This window comes from Nocardioides sp. GY 10127 (genome assembly GCF_004919085.1).
In the GTDB taxonomy this organism is placed as follows: domain Bacteria; phylum Actinomycetota; class Actinomycetes; order Propionibacteriales; family Nocardioidaceae; genus Nocardioides.
In genome coordinates this window covers 155126-175345 of sequence record NZ_STGL01000009.1, presented here as the reverse complement: position 1 = coordinate 175345, position 20220 = coordinate 155126, and the positions used below count along the sequence as shown (strand labels likewise).

Below are 20220 nucleotides of genomic sequence, written 5' to 3'. Positions count from 1 at the left end.
GCTCCTGGGGGTCTCGGCGTCGGTCGCGGGGTCGGGTCGGACGGCTGCTCACCAGGCACCCCACGTCCGCACCCGGAGGCGCTCCACCGCCAGCATGACGGCGGCGGTCACCGCGGCCAGCACGACCGAGGCCGCCAGGGCGGTGCCGTAGGTGGCCGTGCCCGGGCGGGAGAGCAGCCGGTAGATGACGACGGGGAGCGTCGGGTCGTCCGGGCGGGCCAGGAAGGACGTCGCGCCGAACTCGCCGAGGGAGACCGCGAACGCGAACCCGGCGCAGGCCAGCAGCGGCCGCCAGGCGACCGGGACGTCCACGGTGAGGAACGTGCGCCACGGGCCCGCGCCCAACGAGGCCGCGGCCTGGCGCTGGCGGTCGTCGATGCCGCCGAGCACCGGCAGCAGCGTCCGCACCACCAGCGGCAGCGCCACGAGCGCCTGGGCGAGCGGGACGAGCAGGGGCGAGTCGCGCAGGTCGAGGAAGTCGGAGTCGAGGGTGAGGAGCATCCCGAAGCCGAGGGTGACGGCCGAGACGCCGAGGGGCAGCATGAAGAAGCCGTCCAGCACCCGCCGCACGCGCCGCTCGGCCCGGCTGCGGGAGCGGCGCGAGCCGACGATCGCCACGAGCCCGCCGAGCAGCAGGGACATCCAGGTGGCGTCCACGCTCGTGCGCAGGGAGACCAGCAGCGCCTGGCCGGCCGAGCTGCCCGTGTAGGTGTCCTCGTGCGCCGAGGCCACCGCCCGGTAGTGCGCCAGCGACCAGCCGCCGTCGACCCGCAGCGAGCCGAGCACCAGCGCGGCCATGGGCGCGGCGAGGAAGAGGAGGACGAGGGTGGTGGCGGCCAGGGCCGGGAGGTCGCCCCGGCGAGGACGCCGCGGGCGGGCCCGGACGCGCGCGACCCGCACGTCCTCGCGGGGGCGCAGGCGGCCGGCCAGCACCATGAGCGCGGCCACGGCCAGGAGCTGGACGATCGAGAGCGCGGCGGCGCCCTGGAGGTCGAGCAGGTCGGTGGTGAGCAGGTAGATCTCGGTCTCCACCGAGGAGTAGCGCAGCCCGCCGAGGGTGAGGACGACGCCGAAGGCCGTCGCGCAGAAGAGGAAGACGACGGAGGCGGCCGAGACGACCGCCGGGCGCAGCTGCGGCCACGTCACGGTGAGCAGCACGCGGGCAGGCGAGGCGCCCAGGGTGGCCGCGGCCTCCGCCGGGCGCGGGTCCAGCGACTCCCACGCGGCGCCGACGACGCGGACGACCACCGCGACGTTGAAGAAGACCATGCCGAGGAGGATCGCCACCGACGTCCCCTCCAGCTCCAGGCCCGTCCAGCGGACCACCGGCCCGGACTCCCCCAGCAGCTCCAGGAAGGCCACGCCCACCACCACCGTGGGCAGCACGAACGGCACCATCACCGCCGCCCGCACCACCCGCACGCCGGGCACGCGCAGGCGGTGCAGCGTGTACGCGGCGGGCAGGCCGAGCAGGACGGAGAGGGCGGTGCCGACGGTCGAGGACCAGACGGTGAACCACAGCACCCGGCGGGTGCGGTCGCGGGCCAGCACCTCGAGGACCCCGCCGACGTCCAGGTGGCCGTCGACGACGAGACCGCGGCCGAGCATCCCGGCCACGGGCACGACGAAGAAGACCACCAGGACGGCGGTCGGCAGGGCCGCGAGGACGACCAGCGCCGCCACCCGCCGGAGCGGGGTCATCCGCTGACCAGGTCCTGCCAGTCGGTCAGCCAGGTGTTGCGGTTCTTCGCGATCTCGGCCGGGGAGACCGTCCACGGGTCGGTGGGCTGGACGGCGAACTTCGCCCAGGCCTTGGGCAGCGCGGTGCCGTCGACCGTCGGGAAGACGTACATCGACTCCGGCAGCGCGGCCTGGACCTCGTCGCTCAGCAGCCACTGCACCACGGCCGTGCCGCCCTCGGGGTTGTCCGCGTTCGTGAGGACGCCGGCGTACTCGGTCTGCTGGAAGCAGGTGTCGAGCAGCGCCGAGGTCGTCGTGCCGCCGTTGCCGTCCGTGGTGAAGGCCGGCGAGGAGTCGTAGCTCAGCACGATCGGCCGGCTGCCGTTGCCGCCGCCCGCGGTGAAGTCGACCTCGTAGGCGTCCTCCCAGCCCCGGTCGACCTTCATGCCGTTGTCGAGCAGGTCCTGCCAGTAGGACTTCCAGTCGTCCCCGTACGCCGCGATGGTCGTGAGCAGGAAGGCGAAGCCGGGCGAGGACGTCGTGGCACCGGAGGTGACGAACAGGTTCTTGTACGTCGGGTCGGTGAGGTCGTCGAGGGACGTCGGCGGGTCGATGTCGTGCTGGGCGAACCAGTCGTCGTCGACGTTGACGCAGACGCTGGCGGTGTCGACCGCGTCCATCGTCGCGTCGTCGTCGCCGTCCAGGGCGTGGTCGGCCACGCCGTCCGGGAGGTCGAGGTCGTTCGGCGCGAAGACGTCGGCGTCGAGCGCGCGGGAGCCGAAGGTGTTGTCGACGCCGAACGCGACGTCGCCGATCGGGTCGTCCTGGCTCAGCACGAGCTGGCTGGTCAGGGTGCCGCCGTCGCCGACCGAGCGGACCTTGAGCGTGTAGCCGGTCTCGGTCTCGAACTGCTTGATGAGCTTCTTGGGCAGGTAGAAGCTGTCGTGGGTGACGAGGGTGACGGTGCCCCCGGAGCCGGCTCCGGGGTCGGCCGAGGCGGAGTCGGACTCCGAGTCGTCGCTCGAGCCGAGCAGCGAGCAGCCCGAGGCGAGCAGCGCCAGCGTGGAGGCGAGGGCGAGGCCGCGCAGGGTGCGGGGCGTCGAGGGGCGGGCCTTCGACGGGCTGGTCGTCGAGGGGATGGACGTGGTGGGGCGATGCGCGCGTGAGCTCATCAGCACTCCCTTCGCCGGTGCTAACCGGATCAGGTTCGTAGGGTCTGCGGCCGCACCGCACTCTCAGCACCCCCCGGCCGTGGCCGCCCGGGTGCTCCCCTGTCTGGACGAGCGCGACTCTAGCCCGGCCGCCGCCCACCCCCCGACCCAGCACGTGACAATGGGACGGTGAGCGACACGTCCCCCACCTTCGAGACCCGCGTCCTGGCCTTCGACGACCTCGACGTCCGCACGTCCTACGAGATGTGGCGGCTGCGTCAGGACGTCTTCGTCGTCGAGCAGGGCGACCCCTACGACGACCTCGACGGGCGGGACGCCGAGCCGGGGACGCGGCACGTGGTGCTGCTGGGCGCCGGCTCCGGACCGGAGGGTGACGGCGGCCGGGTGCTCGGCGTGGCCCGGGTGCTCGACGACGGGGACGTGCGGCGCATCGGCCGGGTCGTCCTGGCGCGGGAGGCGCGCGGGCGCGGGCTGTCCGCGCCGCTGATGGAGGGCGCGCTGCGGGCGTGCGCGGAGCTGGACGCGGAGGCGGGCACGGCGCTGGACGTGGTGCTGGCGGCGCAGTCGCCGCTCGCGGGGTTCTACGGCGGGTTCGGGTTAGTGGTCGAGGGCGAGGAGTTCCTGGACGGCCACATCCCCCACCTGCCGATGCGCCTGCGCCGCTGACCCGCGCCCGATCACGGGTTACCGATCGGTAGCCGGCGCAGTAGCCTCGCCTGCGTGACGCAGGACACCCCCGCCTCGGCTCCCCCGACCGTCCCCACCGACACCGCCCACGCGGTGAGCCCCGACTCCGGCCGGCACTGGGCCGACCCCGGCGCCTGGCCGGCCGCCCCCGGCGTCCACCGCATCCCCCTGCCGCTGCCGGAGGACGGGCTCAAGGCGGTCAACGTGTACGCCCTCGAGTCCGACGACGGGCTGACGCTGGTGGACGGCGGGTGGGCGATCCCCGAGGCGCGCGACCTGCTCGACTCGGCGCTGCGCTCGATCGGGTCGGGGTTCGGGGACGTGCGGCGGTTCCTCGTGACGCACGTGCACCGCGACCACTACACGCTGGCGCGGGTGCTGGGGACGGAGCTCGGGGTCGACGTGACGCTGGGCAGCGGCGAGCGGCCCGCGCTCGACTACCTGGCCGCGCTGCACGGCGACGAGCCGCCGGCGGACCGCCTCGAGGGGGCCGAGCCGGTGCTGGCGGCGCTGCTCCGCAGCGCCGGGGCACACGACCTCGCCGACCTCTGGGCGATGATCGAGCGGGACGAGAAGCCCGGCGAGGAGCACTTCTGGGCGATGCCCGACACGTGGCTCGAGGGCGACGTGTCGCTGAGCGTCGGGGGCCGGAGGCTCGACGCCGTCCACACCCCCGGCCACACGCCCGGGCACTACGTCTTCGCCGACGAGGCCGCCGGGCTGCTGCTCGCCGGCGACCACGTGCTGCCGACCATCACCCCGTCCATCGGGTTCACCGTGCCCCCCGACGACCAGCCGCTGGGCCACTTCATGGCCTCGCTGACGCGGGTGCGGGCGCTGCCGGACCTGGCCGTGCTCCCCGCGCACGGACCCGTCGGCATGTCGAGCCACGCCCGCTGCGCCGAGCTCCTCGCCCACCACGAGGACCGCCTCGCCCGCTGCCTCGCCGCGCTGGGCCCGGCCGGCTCCGCGGGACTCACCGGCCACGACGTCGCCGGCACCCTCGGCTGGACCCGCCGCGAGACCGCCTACTCCGACCTCGACCCGTTCTCCGCCGGCCTGGCCGCCATGGAGACCAAGGCGCACCTCGAGCTGCTCGTCGCTCGTGGGGACGCCGTGCGCACCAGCTCTGGCTCCTCCGACTCCGTGCGGTTCACGCTGGCCTGAGTCGCGGGCTTGCTGCGGCTGCGGCTGCTGTCGCTGCTCCGGCTGATGCGTCTGGGGCTGATGTGTCTCCGGCTGCTGCTGCGGCTGATGCGTCTGGGGCTGATGTGTCTCCGGCTGCTGCTGCCGGGCGGCTGTGGGCGTTCGGTCCTCGTGCACACGAGGACCGAACCCGGCAGCAGCCAGCCCCACACCGCTCTGACCTGCGGAGATGCTGGCGACAGTCGGACGCCGGGGCGGTTCGGTCCTGCTGGCGAACGCCCCGCGGCGGAGTGCGCCCTGAACAGCTCGGCTGCGGCCGGCTGGTGCTGCCCCGGGGGCGGTGGCGGCACCGGGCAGCCGTGAGGCGTTCGGTCCTCGTAGCCACGAGGACCGAACGCACCGACCGCGCGCCGTACATCGCCCTGACCTGCGGAATTGTTGGAGCCAGCCGGACGCGGGCGCCGTTCGGTCCTCCTGGCGGACGATTCGCGGACATTCGCCCCGTCGACAACTGCTCCCCGGCCACCAGCCGCCGGCTGCGGGGCGGCTGAGCAGTTGGGTCCTCGTGGCCACGAGGACCCAACGCATCGGCCGGCCGCGGCACACCACGCTGACCTGCAGCAACACGCGAGGGGCGGCGACTCTGCGGCCGTTCGGTCCTCGTGGCCACGAGGACCGAACGGTCGCAGCAGGCCCGGGGGTGAGCAGCGGGGCGCAGAGGGACGCGGCAGAGCGCGGCGCAGAATGACCGGGTGGAGCAGGAGGGGGCCGACCGCTTGGTGGCACGGCTGCGGGCGGCCGGCTGCGTGTTCGCCGAGCAGGAGGCCGCGGCACTCCTCGGCGAGGCGGCCGAGGTGGGGCTGGACGCCGAACAGCTGGAGCGGCTGGTGGTCCGCCGGGAGCGCGGCGAGCCGCTGGAGGTCGTCCTGGGGCACGCGGAGCTGGGCGGGGTCCGGGTCAGGACGGCGGCCGGGGTGTTCGTGCCGCGTCAGCGCTCGATGCTCCTCGCCCGTCTCGCCGCCGAGCACCTGGCCGGGCTGTCGACTCCGCTCCCCCGCGACACCCAGCCCGCTGACGCAGCCCACCCGGTGCTCATCGACCTCTGCTGCGGCACGGGCGCGCTGGGACTGGTGACGCTCTCACTGCTCGCCGCCCAGGGAGGTGCGGCGCGGGTGGAGGTGCACGCCGCCGACCTCGACCCCGCCGCCACCGCCTGCGCCGCGCAGAACCTCCCCGACGCCTCGGTGCACACCGGCGACCTGTTCGAGCCCCTGCCGCCGACCCTGCGGGGCAGGGTGGACGTGCTGCTCGTGAACGCCCCCTACGTCCCCTCCGACGCCGTCGCCTCGATGCCCCCGGAGGCGCGCGACCACGAGCCGCTGTTCGCGCTCGACGGCGGCCCCGACGGCCTCGACCTGCACCGAAGGGTCGCCGCCGAGGCCGCGGACTGGCTCCGCCCCGGCGGACTCGTCCTCCTCGAGGCCAGCGTGGAGCAGGCCCCCGTCTCGGCGGCGCTCCTGCGCGCGGCGGGCCTCCAGGCACGCGTCGTGTCGGAGAAGAGGCAGCAGGGCGAGGCAGCCTGGGAGGACGAGGACGCCGGGCCGGGCGGCTGCGCCGTCCTCGGCACCCGACCCGCGGGAGCCGGCGGGTAGACACCACGCGCCCGTTCACGTCAAGAGCGGTCCAGAACACACCCGTGCACAAGTCAACTATTCACCGTTCGCCGGTTTCACCCATTCCGGGTGGGGCAGAGTTCCCTCCGGTCGGCGGCCCCGAGCACGAAGGGGGGTGGACGGGGCATCCGTGGGGGATGGCCGCGTCCGCGACGGGGCCGCCGGCCACACTCGCCCCGCCCGGTGGGACAGGATGAGCAGGTGGCTCCCGACACCCCGTCCGACACCGACGACACCGGTGACACCCACGCCCCGGCGGGCGTCCCGGTCGCCGCGTCGGAGGGCGACCCGATCGCCGAGGCCCGCCGCCAGTGGGTGGCGCACGGCTGGGCGGACGCCGCGGACGGCATGGCTATGGTCACGAGCCTGGTCCGCGCCCAGCAGCTGCTGATGGAGCGGATCGACGCGGCGCTGCGCCCGCACGACCTCACCTTCGCCCGCTACGAGGTGCTCCAGGTGCTCTCGTTCTCCAGCGCCGGGCGCATGCCGATGACCCGGCTCGGCTCCCTGCTCCAGGTGCACCCCGCGTCGGTCACCAACGCCGTCGACCGGCTCGAGCGCCAGGGACTCGTCGAGCGCGAGCGCGGGGCCGAGGACCGCCGCGTGGTGCTCGCCGTCCTGCGGGACGCCGGCCGGGCGGCCGCCTCCGCGGCCACCGCCGACCTGAACGAGGTCTTCCGCTCCCCCGGCGTCGCCCCCGAGGACGTCGCCGACCTCACCACCCTGCTCACCCGGCTGCGCCGGGGCTCCGGGGACGCCGTGGACTGACGCGTCCCGAGGCCGTACCCTCGCATTACTTGGACGTCCAAGTATCTACGTTCCGCCCCGCCACCGCGGGGTCCTGCGTGAGGGAGACAGCACCATGAGCGCGCCCGCCCAGCCCACCGTCCAGCCGACCGCCCAGCCCGCCCAGCCCGCCCAGCCGACCCAGCCCCCGACGCTGCACCGGCCGCAGCACCCGGTCCGGCTGGTGACGGCGTCGAGCCTCTTCGACGGTCACGACGCCTCGATCAACATCATGCGGCGGATCTTCCAGTCTCAGGGCTGCGAGGTCATCCACCTCGGGCACAACCGCTCGGTCGCGGAGATCGTCGAGGCCGCGATCGAGGAGGACGTCCAGGGCGTCGCCGTCTCCAGCTACCAGGGCGGCCACGTGGAGTACTTCGAGTACCTCGTGCAGCTCCTCGCCGAGCGGGGCGCGGGGCACGTCAAGGTCGTGGGCGGCGGGGGCGGCGTCATCGTCGCGGACGAGATCGAGCGGCTGCGTCGCAGCGGCGTCGTCATCTTCTCCCCCGAGGACGGCCAGCGGCTGGGCCTGGCGGGCATGGTCAACCAGGTCGTCCGCGCGTGCGACGTCGACCCGTGGACCCGCCGCGCCGACGCCGCCGACGCCACCGACCAGCCGGCCGACCAGCCCACCCAGCAGGCCGCCCTCGACGTCGACGCCGTGCTCAGCGGGGAGCGCGCCGCGGTCGCCCGGGCGGTCACCGGCGCGGAGACGGGACGCCTGGACGGGTCGACGCTCGCGCGGCTGCGTCAGGCCGCGGCCGCCCGCGCCGTCCCCGTGCTGGGCCTCACCGGCACCGGCGGCTCCGGCAAGTCCTCCCTCACCGACGAGCTGCTGCGCCGCCTGCGCGTCGACCAGGAGGACAAGCTGCGCGTGGCCGTCCTGGCCGTCGACCCCACGCGCCGGCGCGGCGGCGGCGCGCTGCTGGGCGACCGCATCCGCATGAACAGCCTCGACCTCGCCGGGATGGACCGCGACCGCGTCTACTTCCGCAGCCTCGCCACCCGCGGCGCCCGCGAGGTCCCCGAGCACCTGGACGACGTCCTCACCGTCCTGCGGGCCGGCGGCTTCGACCTCGTGGTCGTCGAGACGCCGGGCATCGGGCAGGGGGACGCCGCGATCGTGCCGTTCGTCGACGTCTCGCTCTACGTCATGACGCCCGAGTTCGGCGCGGCCAGCCAGCTGGAGAAGATCGACATGCTCGACTTCGCCGACGTCGTCGCGATCAACAAGTTCGAGCGTCGGGGCGCCGCGGACGCGCTGCGCGACGTGGCCCGCCAGCTCGTCCGCAACCGGGAGGCGTTCGGCGCCCGACCCGAGGACATGCCGGTCTTCGGCACCTCGGCCGCCACGTTCGGGGACGACGGCGTCACCGCCCTCTACCAGCACCTGCGCGGGCTGCTGGCCGAGCACGGGCTGGCCGTCGGGGAGGGCTCGCTGGCCCCGGTCGGCGTCCGCCACTCCACCCGGTTCGGGGCGATCGTCCCGCCCGAGCGGGGCCGCTACCTGGCCGACATCGCGACCGTCGTCCGCGACTACCACGCCGAGACCCGCCGCCTCGCCGCCGCCGCCCGCCGGTGGCAGTCGGCCACCGAGGTCGCCGCCGCGCTCGCCGCCTCGGGCGCGGAGCCCGGCGGGGTCCCCGCGCTCGTCGAGGAGACCCGGGCCGCGCTGCCCGGCGACGTCCTCGCCGCCCTCGAGGGCTGGGACGACGTGGTCGCCTCCTACGCCGGCGACGAGCAGGTCGTGACGGTGCGCGGACGCGAGATCGTCACCCGGCTGAGCCGCGAGTCGCTCTCGGGCACCCGCGTGCCGAGAGTGGCGCTGCCGCGCACCACCGACGCCGGGGACCTCGTCTCGTTCTGGCGGCGGGAGAACCTCCCGGGCTCCTTCCCCTTCACCGCCGGGGTCTTCCCCTTCAAGCGCGACAACGAGGACCCGGCCCGCATGTTCGCCGGCGAGGGCGACCCCGCCCGCACCAACCGCCGCTTCAAGGTGCTCTCGCAGGGCCAGCCGGCCACGCGGCTCTCGACGGCCTTCGACTCGGTGACCCTCTACGGCCGCGACCCCGACGAGCGCCCCGACGTGTACGGCAAGGTCGGGACGTCCGGCGTGAGCGTGGCGACGCTGGAGGACATGCGCCGGCTCTACGACGGCTTCGACCTGCTCAGCCCCACCACGAGCGTGTCGATGACGATCAACGGCCCGGCCCCGACCGTCCTCGCCCTCTTCCTCTCCACCGTGCTGGAGCAGGCCCGCGACCGCGGGATCGACGAGGCCACGGCGCTGGCGACGGTCCGCGGCACGGTCCAGGCCGACATCCTCAAGGAGGACCAGGGGCAGAACACCTGTCTGTTCTCCACCGAGTTCAGCCTGCGCTGCATGGCGGACGTGCAGGAGTGGTTCATCGAGAAGGGGGTGCGCAACTTCTACTCGGTCAGCATCTCCGGCTACCACATCGCGGAGGCCGGGGCGAACCCCCTGAGCCAGCTCGCGTTCACGCTCGCCAACGGGTTCACCTACGTGGAGGCCTACCTCGCGCGCGGGATGGCGATCGACGACTTCGCCCCGAACCTGTCCTTCTTCTTCTCCCACGGGATGGACCCGGAGTACACGGTGCTCGGCCGGGTGGCCCGGCGGATCTGGGCCGTGGCGATGCGGGACCGCTACGGCGCGAACGAGCGCAGCCAGAAGCTGAAGTACCACGTGCAGACCTCGGGCCGCTCCCTGCACGCGCAGGAGATGGACTTCAACGACATCCGCACCACGCTCCAGGCGCTGGCCGCCATCTACGACAACGCCAGCAGCCTGCACACCAACGCCTACGACGAGGCCGTCACGACCCCGAGCGAGGAGTCGGTGCGCCGCGCCCTGGCGATCCAGCTCATCATCAACCGCGAGTGGGGCCCGGCGATGACGGAGAACCCGCTCCAGGGCGCCTTCGTGGTGGACGAGCTCACCGACCTCGTGGAGGAGGCCGTGCTCGCGGAGTTCGAGCGGCTCACCGAGCGCGGCGGCGTGCTCGGCGCGATGGAGACCGGCTACCAGCGCGGCCGCATCCAGGACGAGTCGATGCTCTACGAGCAGCGCAAGCACGACGGCTCGCTGCCGATCGTCGGGGTCAACACGTTCCGGCGCGCCGACGACGGGGGCGGGACGCCGCAGACGGTCGAGCTCGCCCGGGCCACCGAGGCCGAGAAGCGGGGACAGCTCGACGGCCTCCGCGCCTTCCACGCCCGGCACGCCGAGGAGGCCCCGGCCGCGCTCGCCCGCCTCAAGGAGGTCGCGGCCGGCGACGGCAACGTCTTCGCCGCCCTCATGGACGCGGTCCAGGTGTGCAGCCTGGGTCAGGTGACGGACGCGTTCTTCGAGGTCGGGGGCGCGTACCGGCGCTCGGTCTGAGCGAGGGACGCCGGCAGGCCCGTGACCAGGCCCGCGAGCCGGTCCAGGGCCGGCTCCAGCCACGCCGGGGCGGCGAACAGCCAGGTCGCCCCGGCGCGGAGCAGCGCCCGGTGCGCGAGCAGCGTCAGCGGCACCACCGCCGCCGCGAGGACGACGGGGGCCAGCCAGGCGGCCACGGCGGCGACCAGCGGCCCGCCGAGGTCGGGCGCGTCGGCCACGGCGGCCAGGGCCGCGGCCAGCGGCAGGTGCACCGCCACCGCGAGCAGCGGGAGGTGCAGGACGTAGACGGGCAGGGTGCGTCGGCCCAGCCAGGCCAGCCCCCGCGCCGGCCGGCCGCGGACGGCCAGCGCCGCCCGCAGGCCCATCGGGACCCCGACCACGGCGGCCAGCAGGAGCAGCACGCTCACCGGCTCGGCCGGGAGGACGGCGTCCAGCGCCCACCAGGTGAGGACGTAGGCACCGACCGCCACCGGCAGCGGCACGCGCGACACCCACCGGACGAGGGCGTGGACGAGGTCCGGCGCGAGGGCGCCGACGGCGAAGAAGACGACGTGGAAGACCACCGAGAAGCGGTTCCAGTGCTCGGTGGGCACGTAGGACGCGGTGGCCGCGACCGCGGTCAGGACCAGCAGCACCGGCACCCGCGGGAGCCCGGCGACCAGCTTGACCAGCACGAAGTAGGCGGCCAGGGCGTAGAGGAACCAGAGGCTGGTCGAGGCCCAGAGCAGGTCGAGCGCCACCGCTCCGGGCCCGGTGAGGCGGTTGGCCGGGAGCGTCGGCTCCACGGCGAGGACGAGCACCAGGACCGGCAGCCACACCAGGTGCAGCCACGCGGGGCCCAGGACGCGGCGCCGCGCGACGCGCCAGGGCCGGTGCACGGCGGGCGCGGCGACCAGCCCGCTGAGCACGAAGAACAGCGGCATCCGGATCGGCTTGAGCGCCGTCGACAGCTCGAACCAGCCGTCGGCCACCCAGGCCAGGTCGGCCGGGAGCTGGACGAGCAGGTTCTTCGTGGAGGCGTGGTGGAGCACCACGAGGAGGATGCAGGCGCCCTTCGCGACGTCGACCCAGTCGAGGCGGCCGGTCACGGCAGACAGCGGGGTCGTGAACGGGGTCGTGGACGGGCTCGTGGACCGGCTCGTGCGGGTGGTCATCGTGTGCGGTCTCCGAGGGCGGGGGCGGCGCGGCCAGGGTGCCTGATCGGCCGCTGGGACGCCGCATCGAGCCCGACGCGGCCGGCTTCACGGGATCAGCACGCACGGGTGACGAAAGGCCCTCGGACGCTGCGCCTACGGTGGCCCGGTGAGCACCCCGCCCGCGGCCCGGCGCGTCGTCAGCCTCGTGCCCTCCCTCACCGAGTCCCTGGCCGCCACCCGTCCGGAGGCGCTCGTGGGCGCGACCGACTGGTGCACCCACCCGGCGGCGCTCGACGTGACCCGCGTGCGCGGCACGAAGAACCCCGACCTGGCGGCGGTGCAGGCGCTGGACCCGGACGTCGTCGTCGCCAACCGCGAGGAGAACCGCGAGCTCGACGTCCGCCGCCTGCGCGAGGCCGGGGTGCGGGTCGTCGTCACCGACATCGAGAGCGTCCCGCAGGCCGTCTCCGAGCTGCGCCGGCTCCTGGTCGACGAGCTCGGCTGGGGCGAGCCCCGGTGGCTCCGCGAGGTGGCGGACGCCTGGCCGACCGCCCTCCCGTCCGTCACCAGGCGGGTCGTGGTGCCGATCTGGCGGGACCCGTGGATGGTCGTCGGCCCGCGCACCTTCACCGCCGACCTGTGCCGCCGGCTGGGGTGGGAGGTCGTCGCACCGCAGGACCCGGCGCGCTACCCCCGTGTCGAGAGTTCGTGGATGGACCAGTCCGGTGCCGACGTCGCCGTCCTGCCGGACGAGCCCTACCTCTTCACCCCCGACGACGGGCCCGAGGCCTTCTCCCGGACGCCGGTCGAGCTCGTGCCCGGCAGGCTCCTGACCTGGTACGGGCCGTCCCTGCTGGAGACCCGGGAACGGTTCTGAGCCCGCCCTCGGCCCGGCACGGGCCGCACAGGTGTACTCACCCGGAACGGGCGGGGTCGCCTGGAAGTGAGCGTGCCCACCCTTGAGGGGGAGATTGGGCTCCCAGCCATTCGGGAAACAACTCCCAGGCGGCGCACAGGCGCCCCGGGGAGGATCAGGGACCACATCATGAGCGTCATCGACTTGCTGCCCGCGGCACGACCGGAGGGCACGAAGCCCAGCCGGCTCAGCGTCGAGCAGCCCGTCCACATGCCTCTCGTGGCCGGCCGCTACCGCGTCCTCGGCGCCCTCGGCACGGGCGGCACCGCCGTCGTCCACCGGGCCCTCGACGTCCACCTGGGCCGCGAGGTCGCCCTCAAGGTGCTGCGCAGCGACGCGGACACCGAGATCAACCGCGAGCGGCTCGCCGACGAGGCCCGGCTCCTGGCCCACGTCAGCATCCCCGGCGTCCCGCGTCTCCTGGACGCCGGCGACCGCCCCTCCCACCTCGTCATGGAGCTCGTCGACGGCCCCGACCTGGCCCGCGTGCTGGCCACCGGCCCGCTCACCCCGCACCGGGTCGCGCAGATCGGCGCGGACGTCGCGACCGCGCTGTCCTCCGTCCACGCCCTCGGCGTCGTCCACCGTGACGTGAAGCCCGGCAACCTGCTCGTCGGCGCCGACCGCGTCCACCTGGCCGACTTCGGCATCGCCCAGTGGTCCGGTCGCCGCACCCGCGACCTCCCCGGGCACACCGTCGGCACCGTCGCGTTCCTCGCCCCGGAGCAGGTGAGCCAGGAGGAGGTCACCGACCGCGCGGACGTCTACGCCCTCGGCCTCGTCCTGCTCGAGGCCCTCACGGGCCGCCGCGCCTACCCCGGCAAGGACGACGACGCCGCCTACGCGCGCCTCGACCGCAGCCCCCTCATCCCGACCTCGCTGCCCGCCGGCTGGTCCGCGCTGCTGCACCGGATGACCCGCCGCGAGCCCACCCAGCGGCCCAGCGCCGCCGAGGCCGCCGCGATCCTGCGCGACCTGGCCTCCTCCGGGCTGCGCCAGGTGGCCTCGCCGGTCTCCCTGCTGAGCGCCCCCGTCGTCGACGTCGACGACCTGGCCCAGCGCGCGGACGAGACCGGCCTGCTGGCCCTCGACCTCATGCTCGACTCCGGGGACCGGGCCACGGACGCCGAGCGCCTGGCCCAGATCGACGCCGTCCGCCGCGCCCGGCCCGCCCGCCGCCGCGCCGGCCGCAGCTGGGGCGTGCCCGCGGTCGTCCCCACCGGCCGTCGCTACGCCGGACGCCACCGCCGCGACGACCTCGCGGGCTGACCCCGTCACCACGCCTCGGCGCCACCAGTCACCGCCACGCACCAGCAGGCACCAGCACGCACCGCCGCCCCCGGACCTCTCGGCCGGGGGCGGCGGCGTGCTGTGCAGCCTTCCTCGGGGCCTCAGTCGACGACCGGACGCAGGAGGGTGATCCTGCTGGCGCCCAGCTCGGTGACGTAGAGGATGCCCGACCCGTCCGGGTCCTCGGTGAGGTCCAGGGGCTCCGAGAACCCGGTGAAGCCGGTGACCCCCGTGGTGAGGCCCGTGACGTCGCCCGCGGCGTTGCGCGACACCACCATCACGTCCTTGCCCGCGCTGTAGCGGACCACGAGCAGCTTGCCCTGGAGCTTGTCTCCGAAGACGTCGCTGGAGTACTGGATCGCGCCGTCGGCGGAGGCGTGCATGCTCGCGTCGAAGACGTCCTCGGAGCGGAAGTTCCGGTCGGCCTCGACGCCCACCGGGTACTGCGTCTCCTCCCAGGCGTCGGTGCCGGAGGTCGGGTTGCCCCCGTAGGAGATGAACTCGCACCGGGACGGGTTCGGGTGCCCGTAGTAGCCGCCCTCCACGATGTGGTGGATGAAGTCCGTCTGCGCCGTCGGGTTGCCCAGGATGGTCGCGAACGTGGGCCCGGAGTAGGTCCAGGCCCCGGCCGTGCCGGAGTCGATGCGCGAGGAGCAGCTCGCCGGGAGCGTGGTCGGCACCGACGGGATGTTCGCCCCGGCCGCGGAGCCGTTGGTCGGCGCGTACAGCTGACCGTCGTCGGTCCACACCAGGTCGAAGGCGTTGCGGACGCCGGTCGCGTACAGCGTCACCGGCGCACCCGGCGCGTACGGGTCGTAGGTGCCACCGCCGTCCACCGTCTTCACGTCCAGCGGCAGCGAGGACGGCAGCGCGTCGGTGTCGATCCGCAGGATCGCCCCCGACAGCTCCACCTCGGCCCGGTTGGCCCACGCGGCGTCCGGGTAGCCCATGCCGGTGTTCGACCCCATGGCGAGGTACATCGCGCCGTCGGGCCCGAACGCCAGCGAGTTCGCCTCGTGGTCGTGCGCCGAGCGGGGCAGGTCGACGATGACCGTCTCCCCGTTCTGCAGGTTCGCCCCGGTGAGCCGGTCGACCTTGCTCGACCAGTCGGGCACGTCGTCGGTGCCGATGTACATGTAGTTGTCGGTCACCCACAGGATCGGGGCGGCCGCCGTGGAGTCCGGGTCGAACGTGAGCCCGACGATCGTGCGGTACTCGCCGTCGTTGAGGTCGTAGACGGTGTTGATCTGGTACTCGTTGCTCAGGGTGCCGTCCGCCGCCACGTCGTAGCGGAAGATGAAGCCGTTGAGCGTGGCCGCGTAGAGCCGGCCGTCCGGACCGAAGGTGACGGACGTGAACAGGTGGCTCCCGCCCACCGTCTCCTGGTCGAAGGCGACGCCGTCGATGCCGGTGCCCGAGAGCAGGGTGCCCGTGGTGAACGTCGAGCTGAACGGCAGGAAGTCGTTGCCGACGATGTCCTTCACCCCGTCGGTGACCACGAACTCGTACTCCGTGCTCGCCGCGAGGTGCTGCGTCGGCGTCAGCACCAGGACGTCGCCGCCACCGCTGGTGTTCGCCGAGGACGGGACCACGGCGCCCGTGTCGACCTCGAGGAGCTGCACCGTGCTCGCGGTGACGGTGTTGTAGTCGATGGCCCCGCCGGGCAGCGTGAGCTCGGTGGTGACCGAGGTGTCCCGGTAGACGTCGGTGGCCCCGGAGGTGGGCGTCACGCTGGCCACGCGCGGGCGGGACGGGTCGATCCAGTCGATGATCGCGTAGTCGATCTTCGTGTTCGTGCCCTGCGAGGCGTCGATGGTGAGGCGGCCGTCGGTCACCGCCACGGTGACCGTCCGGACGGCGAAGCGGTTCGCGCTCGTCGGTGTGAACCCGCCGACCGCCGTGACGCCCTCCACGTCGAGGGCGTGGACGCTGTCGTAGACCGCGGCCGCGTCACCCACCGCCACCTCCACCCGGTACGTCCCGTTGGGCACGGCGAGCTCCCAGGCGGCCGGCTGGGCGACCCCGTTGGACGCGGAGCCGCTGAAGTCCATGTGGATCAGGCTGAGCAGGCGCGGGTCCGTGGTCGCGGTGCTCGAGCGCTGCCGCCCGTTGAGCGTGACGTCGAGGGGCGTGTCCGTCCCCTCCGCCACCCAGCCGTAGGAGTACCCCCCGGTCCGGGCCCCGAATGCGGACCCGCTGTCGAGCACGTACCCCGAGGGGGCGGTGCTGGACGTCGCGCCGAAGTCGACGGCCAGCGGCAGCGCGGCCTCCTCCGGGTCGTCCCAGGCCACCACGTCGACGAAGTCGAGCTTGGTGTTGGTGCCGCCGGTGGCGGAGATCGTCAGGACGCCGTCGGTGACCTCGACGTCCACGACGCCGGTGCGGAACTTGGTGGACCAGGTCGGCGTGTAGGCCGCGATCGCGACGCTGCCCTCCACCACCACCCGGTGGCTGGAGTCGTAGTTGTTGCCGGCGTCGCCGGTGCCCACGGTCACCCGGTAGGTGCCGTCCGGCACGGCGATGCCGAAGTCGCCCGGGGTCGTGACCCCGCTGCCGGCGCCGGCCTGCATGTGCAGGAAGCTCGCCTGCCTCGGGTCCGCCAGCGACGTCGCCGTGCGCAGGCGGCCGTTGCCCACCAGGCTCAGCGGCGTGGACGTGCCCTGCACCAGCCAGCCGTAGACCCCCGCGGCGTGCTGCCCGTACGCCTCGCCGAAGTCGCGGACGCTGCCCGCGGCCGGGTCGCTGCCCGCCGTCCCGAAGTCCACCGAGAAGGGAAGGTCCGCCGTGTCCAGCGAGGTGGCGACCTGGGTGATCTCCACGTAGTCGATCTTCACGTTGGTGCCGCCGATCCCGTCCAGCGTCAGCCGGCCGTCGTCGACCGGCACCTCGAGGGTCGCCTGGCGGAGCCGGTCGGCGGACGTCGGCGTCCACGCGGTCACGACGGTGCGGCCCTCGGCGGCCACGGTGTGGACGCTGTCGTAGTTGGCTGCCGCGTCGCCCAGCCCGACGGTCACCGAGTACCAGCCGTCCGCGACCTCCACCTCCCACGCGCCGCGCGTGCCGTCGGCGGCCGCCATGTGCATGAACGTGGTCTTGCGGACGTCGGTGAGCCCCGTGCCGGTGCGGATGCGCCCCCGGCCGTCGAGGTTCAGCGGCGTGCTGCCGGCCTCGGTCACCCAGCCGTAGGTGAGCCCGGTGCCCTGCTGCGCGCCCGTCCTCACCCCGTAGGCCTCACCGTGGTCGAGGACGTTGCCGGACGGCACGGTGGCCGACGCGGCGGCGAAGTCGACCAGCAGCGGCGAGCTCGCCGGGGCCGCCGGTGCCGACGTGAGCACGGTGCCGGAGGCGGCGACGAGCGCCGTTCCCAGCGATGCGGCGAGGACGGTGACGACCCTCGCCCAACCTGTGAGCCTCATGTACGTTCCTTCCTCACGACGACGCGTCGCACCGCGTCGTCACACCTGGTGGTCGAGCCGGTCGTCGGGCCCGTGGACGGGCCTGGTCCGGTTCCTGCCGTCGGGCCCCGTCGTCGATCCCCGTTCGAGGAGACCTCGTGAGCACCTGTGCGCGCCCCTGCCCGGTGAGGCCCGCCGACGCGTCGCCGGGCCCCCTCCCGGGGCCGTTCCCGAGGCCGGTCCTGGGCCTGCTGCCCGCCCTCGCCCTCGCCCTGCTCGTGGGCCTGCTGTCGGGGGCGACCACGGCCCCGGCGTCCGCCGCGTCCGCCCGGCTCTCGGCGCCCGTCCTGCGGCTGGTCGAGCGCGGGGGGCGGGTGCACGCCACCGTGCGGGTGCGGGCCTCGGAGCGTCTCTCGCTGCGCCGGGTGGGCGTCTGCGCCCGCCGCGTCGGCGGCGGCCGGGTCGACCTGCCCACGGCCCTGCGCCGGCCCGATCCCCAGGGGGTGCGCGTGCGAGCCTCGCGGGCGCTCGCGGACGGGCGGTACACCGCGTGGGCCTGCGTGGGACGCGGCGGGCGGCTGCGCCGCGTGGGCGAGCGGGTCGCCCTCACCGTCGGTGCGGTGGGCGGACGCGCGGCACGCGACCACGGCAACGCGGCCCCCGTCGGCGACCTGCGGCACTGGCGTCAGGTCTTCACCGACGACTTCCGCCGGACCGCCCACGAGGGGAGCTTCCTGCGGCGCTACGACCGCTGGAGCGCCTACGACGGCTTCACCGACACCTCCGGCGGCGCCCGGTACGACGCCTCGCGGCTCTCGGTGCGGGGCGGCGCGCTGCGCCTCCACCTGGGCACGAAGGACGGCGTGGCGCGTGCGTCCGCGCCGGCGCCGGTGATCGGAGGACGCGCCTGGTCGGGCCAGACCCACGGGCGCTGGAGCGTCCGGTTCCGCAGCGACCCGCTCGACGGGTGGAAGACCGCCTGGCTGCTGTGGCCGGACAGCAACGACTGGAACGAGGGCGAGATCGACTGGCCGGAGGGCCCCCTGGACGGCACGCTCTCCGGCTACGTCCACTGCCTGGGCGACCCCACGCAGAACTGCGGGTGGGCGCACACCTCCCGGCGCTACACGCGCTGGCACGTGGCGACCATCGAGTGGACCCCGGCCCACGTGGACCTCTACCTGGACGGACGGCGCCGGCTGCGCACCACGGACGCCGTGCCGACGACCGACCTGCACTGGGTGCTCCAGACCGAGAGCGACGGCGGCACGCCGCCGTCCACGAGCGACGGGCGGGTCCGGATCGACTGGGTGTCGGTCTACCGCTGGACCGGCTGAGGCCGCCTCCCGCGCCGGCGCGCCGGGCAGGAACGGCGGGGTGGGCGCGGCGCTCATGCGGCGCTCCCGGCCCGTGCGGGCTCGGCGTCCGGCTCCCCCGCCGCGGGGGTCTCCCGGCACGCCCGCAGGACGCCGGGCAGCATGCACGCCCCGCCGACCACCTGCGTCACCAGGTAGGCCAGGCCGACGCCGGTGATGCCCAGCGGGCCGAGCAGCCACGCCGCACCGGCGATCGTCCCCACGCCCAGCAGGGTCTGGGCGACCACGAGCGGAACGAGGCGGTGGCCCAGGCGCGCCAGCGTCGTCCACACCACCACGACGGCCGTCGCGGGCGCGGCGCTCGCGGCCAGCCGCAGCATCCAGCGGCTCTGCTCGGCGTACTCCGCCCCCACCAGCGAGAGGAGCAGGTCCCCACCGAGCCAGAGCGTCACCGCCCCGGCGGTCCCGACGGCCAGGGCGAGGGTGAGCGAGGACCGCGCCGGCGACGTCGACGCCGGCTCCCCGGGCCGCGACGCACCCCGGACCAGCATCGCGGAGGCGATGTTCCACAGCAGCAGGTTGAGGGCGGTCGCCGCCATCCACGGCAGGGAGAACCAGGCGTTGGCCTCCAGCCCGAGCCGGTGCACCACGAGCAGCGGCAGCACGAACGGGACGGCGGTGGAGACGAGCCCCGTCGCGTACTCCGCCGCGACCGACTCGCGCAGCGTCCTGCGACCGGGCAGACGACCCCGCGGCGGGCCGTCTCCGGGCCGGCCGAGCACCCTCAGCGGCAGGAGCAGCGCCGAGACCACCCCGACCGCGACGGTCGCCGGGAGCACCCAGGCGACGAGGATGCCGCCCCGCGGCCACAGCGGGGCCACCGCGAGGAGCAGCCCGAGCTTGGCCGTCGCGAAGAGCAGGCCCTCGACCGGCACCCAGACCGCGCGGCCGACCGCCACGAGCACGAGGTCCTGGAGCGCGAACACCGCCAGCACCGCCACCACCAGCGGCAGGGCCAGGCGCTCGGCCCGTCCCTCCAGGAGCGGCGCCGAGGCCGGCATGAGCGCGTAGCCGGAGCCCAGGAGGACCGCCATCAGCAGCACCGCCCCGGTGCCGGTGGCGACCATCCGCCGCTGGCGGTCGAGCGCGGCGGGGAGGAACCGGCCGAAGACGTTGCCCAGGTTGAGCTGGGCCAGCGTCGCCAGCAGGGTGGCCGCCGAGATCACCGCCGAGGAGCGTCCCACCTCCGCGGTGTCGTAGGACCGGGCAGCGACGGCCCAGAAGACGAGGCCGAGCACGGAGGTGACGGCGGTGGCGGCCATGAGGGAGGTCGCGGGGCCCAGGACGGACGCCGACCTCCCGGACCACCCGGACCACGCCGCTCCTCCGGGCCGCCCCGCTCCTCCTGACCGAGCCGGCCCTCCCGACCGCGCCGTCACCGGACCACCAGGCGCAGGGCCATGGCGCAGGCGAACGCCAGGGTGAGCGGCAGCCAGCACCGGGCGGCGAGCCGGAGCGCCCGCCCGTCCCTGGTCTCCTCCGGTGCCACAGCGCCGACCTGCCACCCCACGGCGGCGACCAGCGCGGCGACGCCGAGCACGAGCCCGACGGCTGCCACGA

14 protein-coding genes and 1 riboswitch are annotated in these 20220 nt (G+C 74.6%); of the genes, 8 read left to right on the top strand and 6 right to left on the bottom strand.

The window, feature by feature from the left end:
* Positions 1-48: 48 nt before the first annotated feature.
* Together E8D37_RS17470 and E8D37_RS17465 are read right to left on the bottom strand one after the other, a co-directional pair.
* The gene (locus E8D37_RS17470) at positions 49-1701 is read right to left on the bottom strand and encodes an iron ABC transporter permease (RefSeq protein WP_136571103.1); all 1653 of its coding nucleotides are present in this window, start codon (positions 1699-1701) and stop codon (positions 49-51) included.
* Complete coding sequence (locus tag E8D37_RS17465; RefSeq protein WP_136571102.1) at positions 1698-2852, bottom strand: thiamine ABC transporter substrate-binding protein; 1155 nt, start codon at positions 2850-2852, stop codon at positions 1698-1700. The genes E8D37_RS17470 and E8D37_RS17465 overlap by 4 nt, the downstream gene beginning before the upstream one ends.
* Positions 2841-2963, bottom strand: a riboswitch (TPP riboswitch). It overlaps the preceding gene by 12 nt.
* Positions 2964-3020: 57 nt before the next feature.
* Here E8D37_RS17465 and E8D37_RS17460 point away from each other — a divergent pair.
* The 5 genes from E8D37_RS17460 to icmF all read left to right on the top strand — a co-directional run bounded on the left by E8D37_RS17460 (position 3021) and on the right by icmF (position 10547).
* Positions 3021-3518 (top strand): GNAT family N-acetyltransferase, encoded by a 498-nt coding sequence (locus tag E8D37_RS17460; protein WP_240770526.1) that lies wholly within the window; start codon positions 3021-3023, stop codon positions 3516-3518.
* A 54-nt stretch (positions 3519-3572) separates the two neighbouring features.
* Complete coding sequence (locus tag E8D37_RS17455) at positions 3573-4706, top strand: MBL fold metallo-hydrolase (protein ID WP_136571101.1); 1134 nt, start codon at positions 3573-3575, stop codon at positions 4704-4706.
* Positions 4707-5437: 731 nt separating this feature from the next.
* Positions 5438-6337 carry a putative protein N(5)-glutamine methyltransferase gene (locus E8D37_RS17450; RefSeq protein ID WP_136571100.1) on the top strand — a complete coding sequence of 300 codons (900 nt, stop codon included), beginning with the start codon at positions 5438-5440 and terminating at the stop codon, positions 6335-6337.
* Between the two features lie 222 nt (positions 6338-6559).
* Positions 6560-7126: a MarR family transcriptional regulator gene (locus E8D37_RS17445; RefSeq protein ID WP_240770525.1), complete on the top strand. Its 567-nt coding sequence runs from the start codon at positions 6560-6562 to the stop codon at positions 7124-7126.
* A gap of 94 nt (positions 7127-7220) precedes the next feature.
* On the top strand, positions 7221-10547 hold the full coding sequence (icmF, locus tag E8D37_RS17440; RefSeq protein WP_136571099.1) for a fused isobutyryl-CoA mutase/GTPase IcmF: 3327 nt from the start codon (positions 7221-7223) through the stop codon (positions 10545-10547).
* Here the strand turns inward: icmF and E8D37_RS17435 are convergent.
* Positions 10493-11701, bottom strand: a complete 1209-nt coding sequence (locus E8D37_RS17435) for an acyltransferase (protein ID WP_136571098.1) — start codon at positions 11699-11701, stop codon at positions 10493-10495. The genes icmF and E8D37_RS17435 overlap by 55 nt on opposite strands.
* Before the next feature lie 148 nt (positions 11702-11849).
* Between E8D37_RS17435 and E8D37_RS17430 the strand changes: the two genes are divergently transcribed.
* Both E8D37_RS17430 and E8D37_RS17425 read left to right on the top strand, forming a co-directional pair.
* Positions 11850-12560, top strand: coding sequence for a helical backbone metal receptor (locus E8D37_RS17430; protein ID WP_136571097.1), 711 nt, complete (start codon positions 11850-11852; stop codon positions 12558-12560).
* Positions 12561-12728: 168 nt separating this feature from the next.
* A complete protein-coding gene (locus E8D37_RS17425) occupies positions 12729-13868 on the top strand; it encodes a serine/threonine-protein kinase (protein ID WP_136571096.1) in 1140 nt (379 codons plus the stop codon).
* 122 nt (positions 13869-13990) lie between these two features.
* Here E8D37_RS17425 and E8D37_RS17420 read toward each other — a convergent pair whose 3' ends face one another.
* The gene (locus tag E8D37_RS17420) at positions 13991-17305 is read right to left on the bottom strand and encodes an Ig-like domain-containing protein (RefSeq protein ID WP_206055831.1); all 3315 of its coding nucleotides are present in this window, start codon (positions 17303-17305) and stop codon (positions 13991-13993) included.
* 137 nt (positions 17306-17442) lie between these two features.
* On the opposite strand from E8D37_RS17420, the gene E8D37_RS17415 reads away from it, so the two are divergent.
* Complete coding sequence (locus E8D37_RS17415; protein WP_168929806.1) at positions 17443-18621, top strand: glycoside hydrolase family 16 protein; 1179 nt, start codon at positions 17443-17445, stop codon at positions 18619-18621.
* Positions 18622-18674: 53 nt separating this feature from the next.
* Here the strand turns inward: E8D37_RS17415 and E8D37_RS17410 are convergent, their stop codons facing one another.
* A complete protein-coding gene (locus E8D37_RS17410; RefSeq protein WP_136571094.1) occupies positions 18675-19922 on the bottom strand; it encodes a hypothetical protein in 1248 nt (415 codons plus the stop codon).
* Between the two features lie 113 nt (positions 19923-20035).
* Complete coding sequence (locus tag E8D37_RS17405) at positions 20036-20218, bottom strand: hypothetical protein (protein ID WP_136571093.1); 183 nt, start codon at positions 20216-20218, stop codon at positions 20036-20038.
* Positions 20219-20220 lie beyond the last annotated feature (2 nt).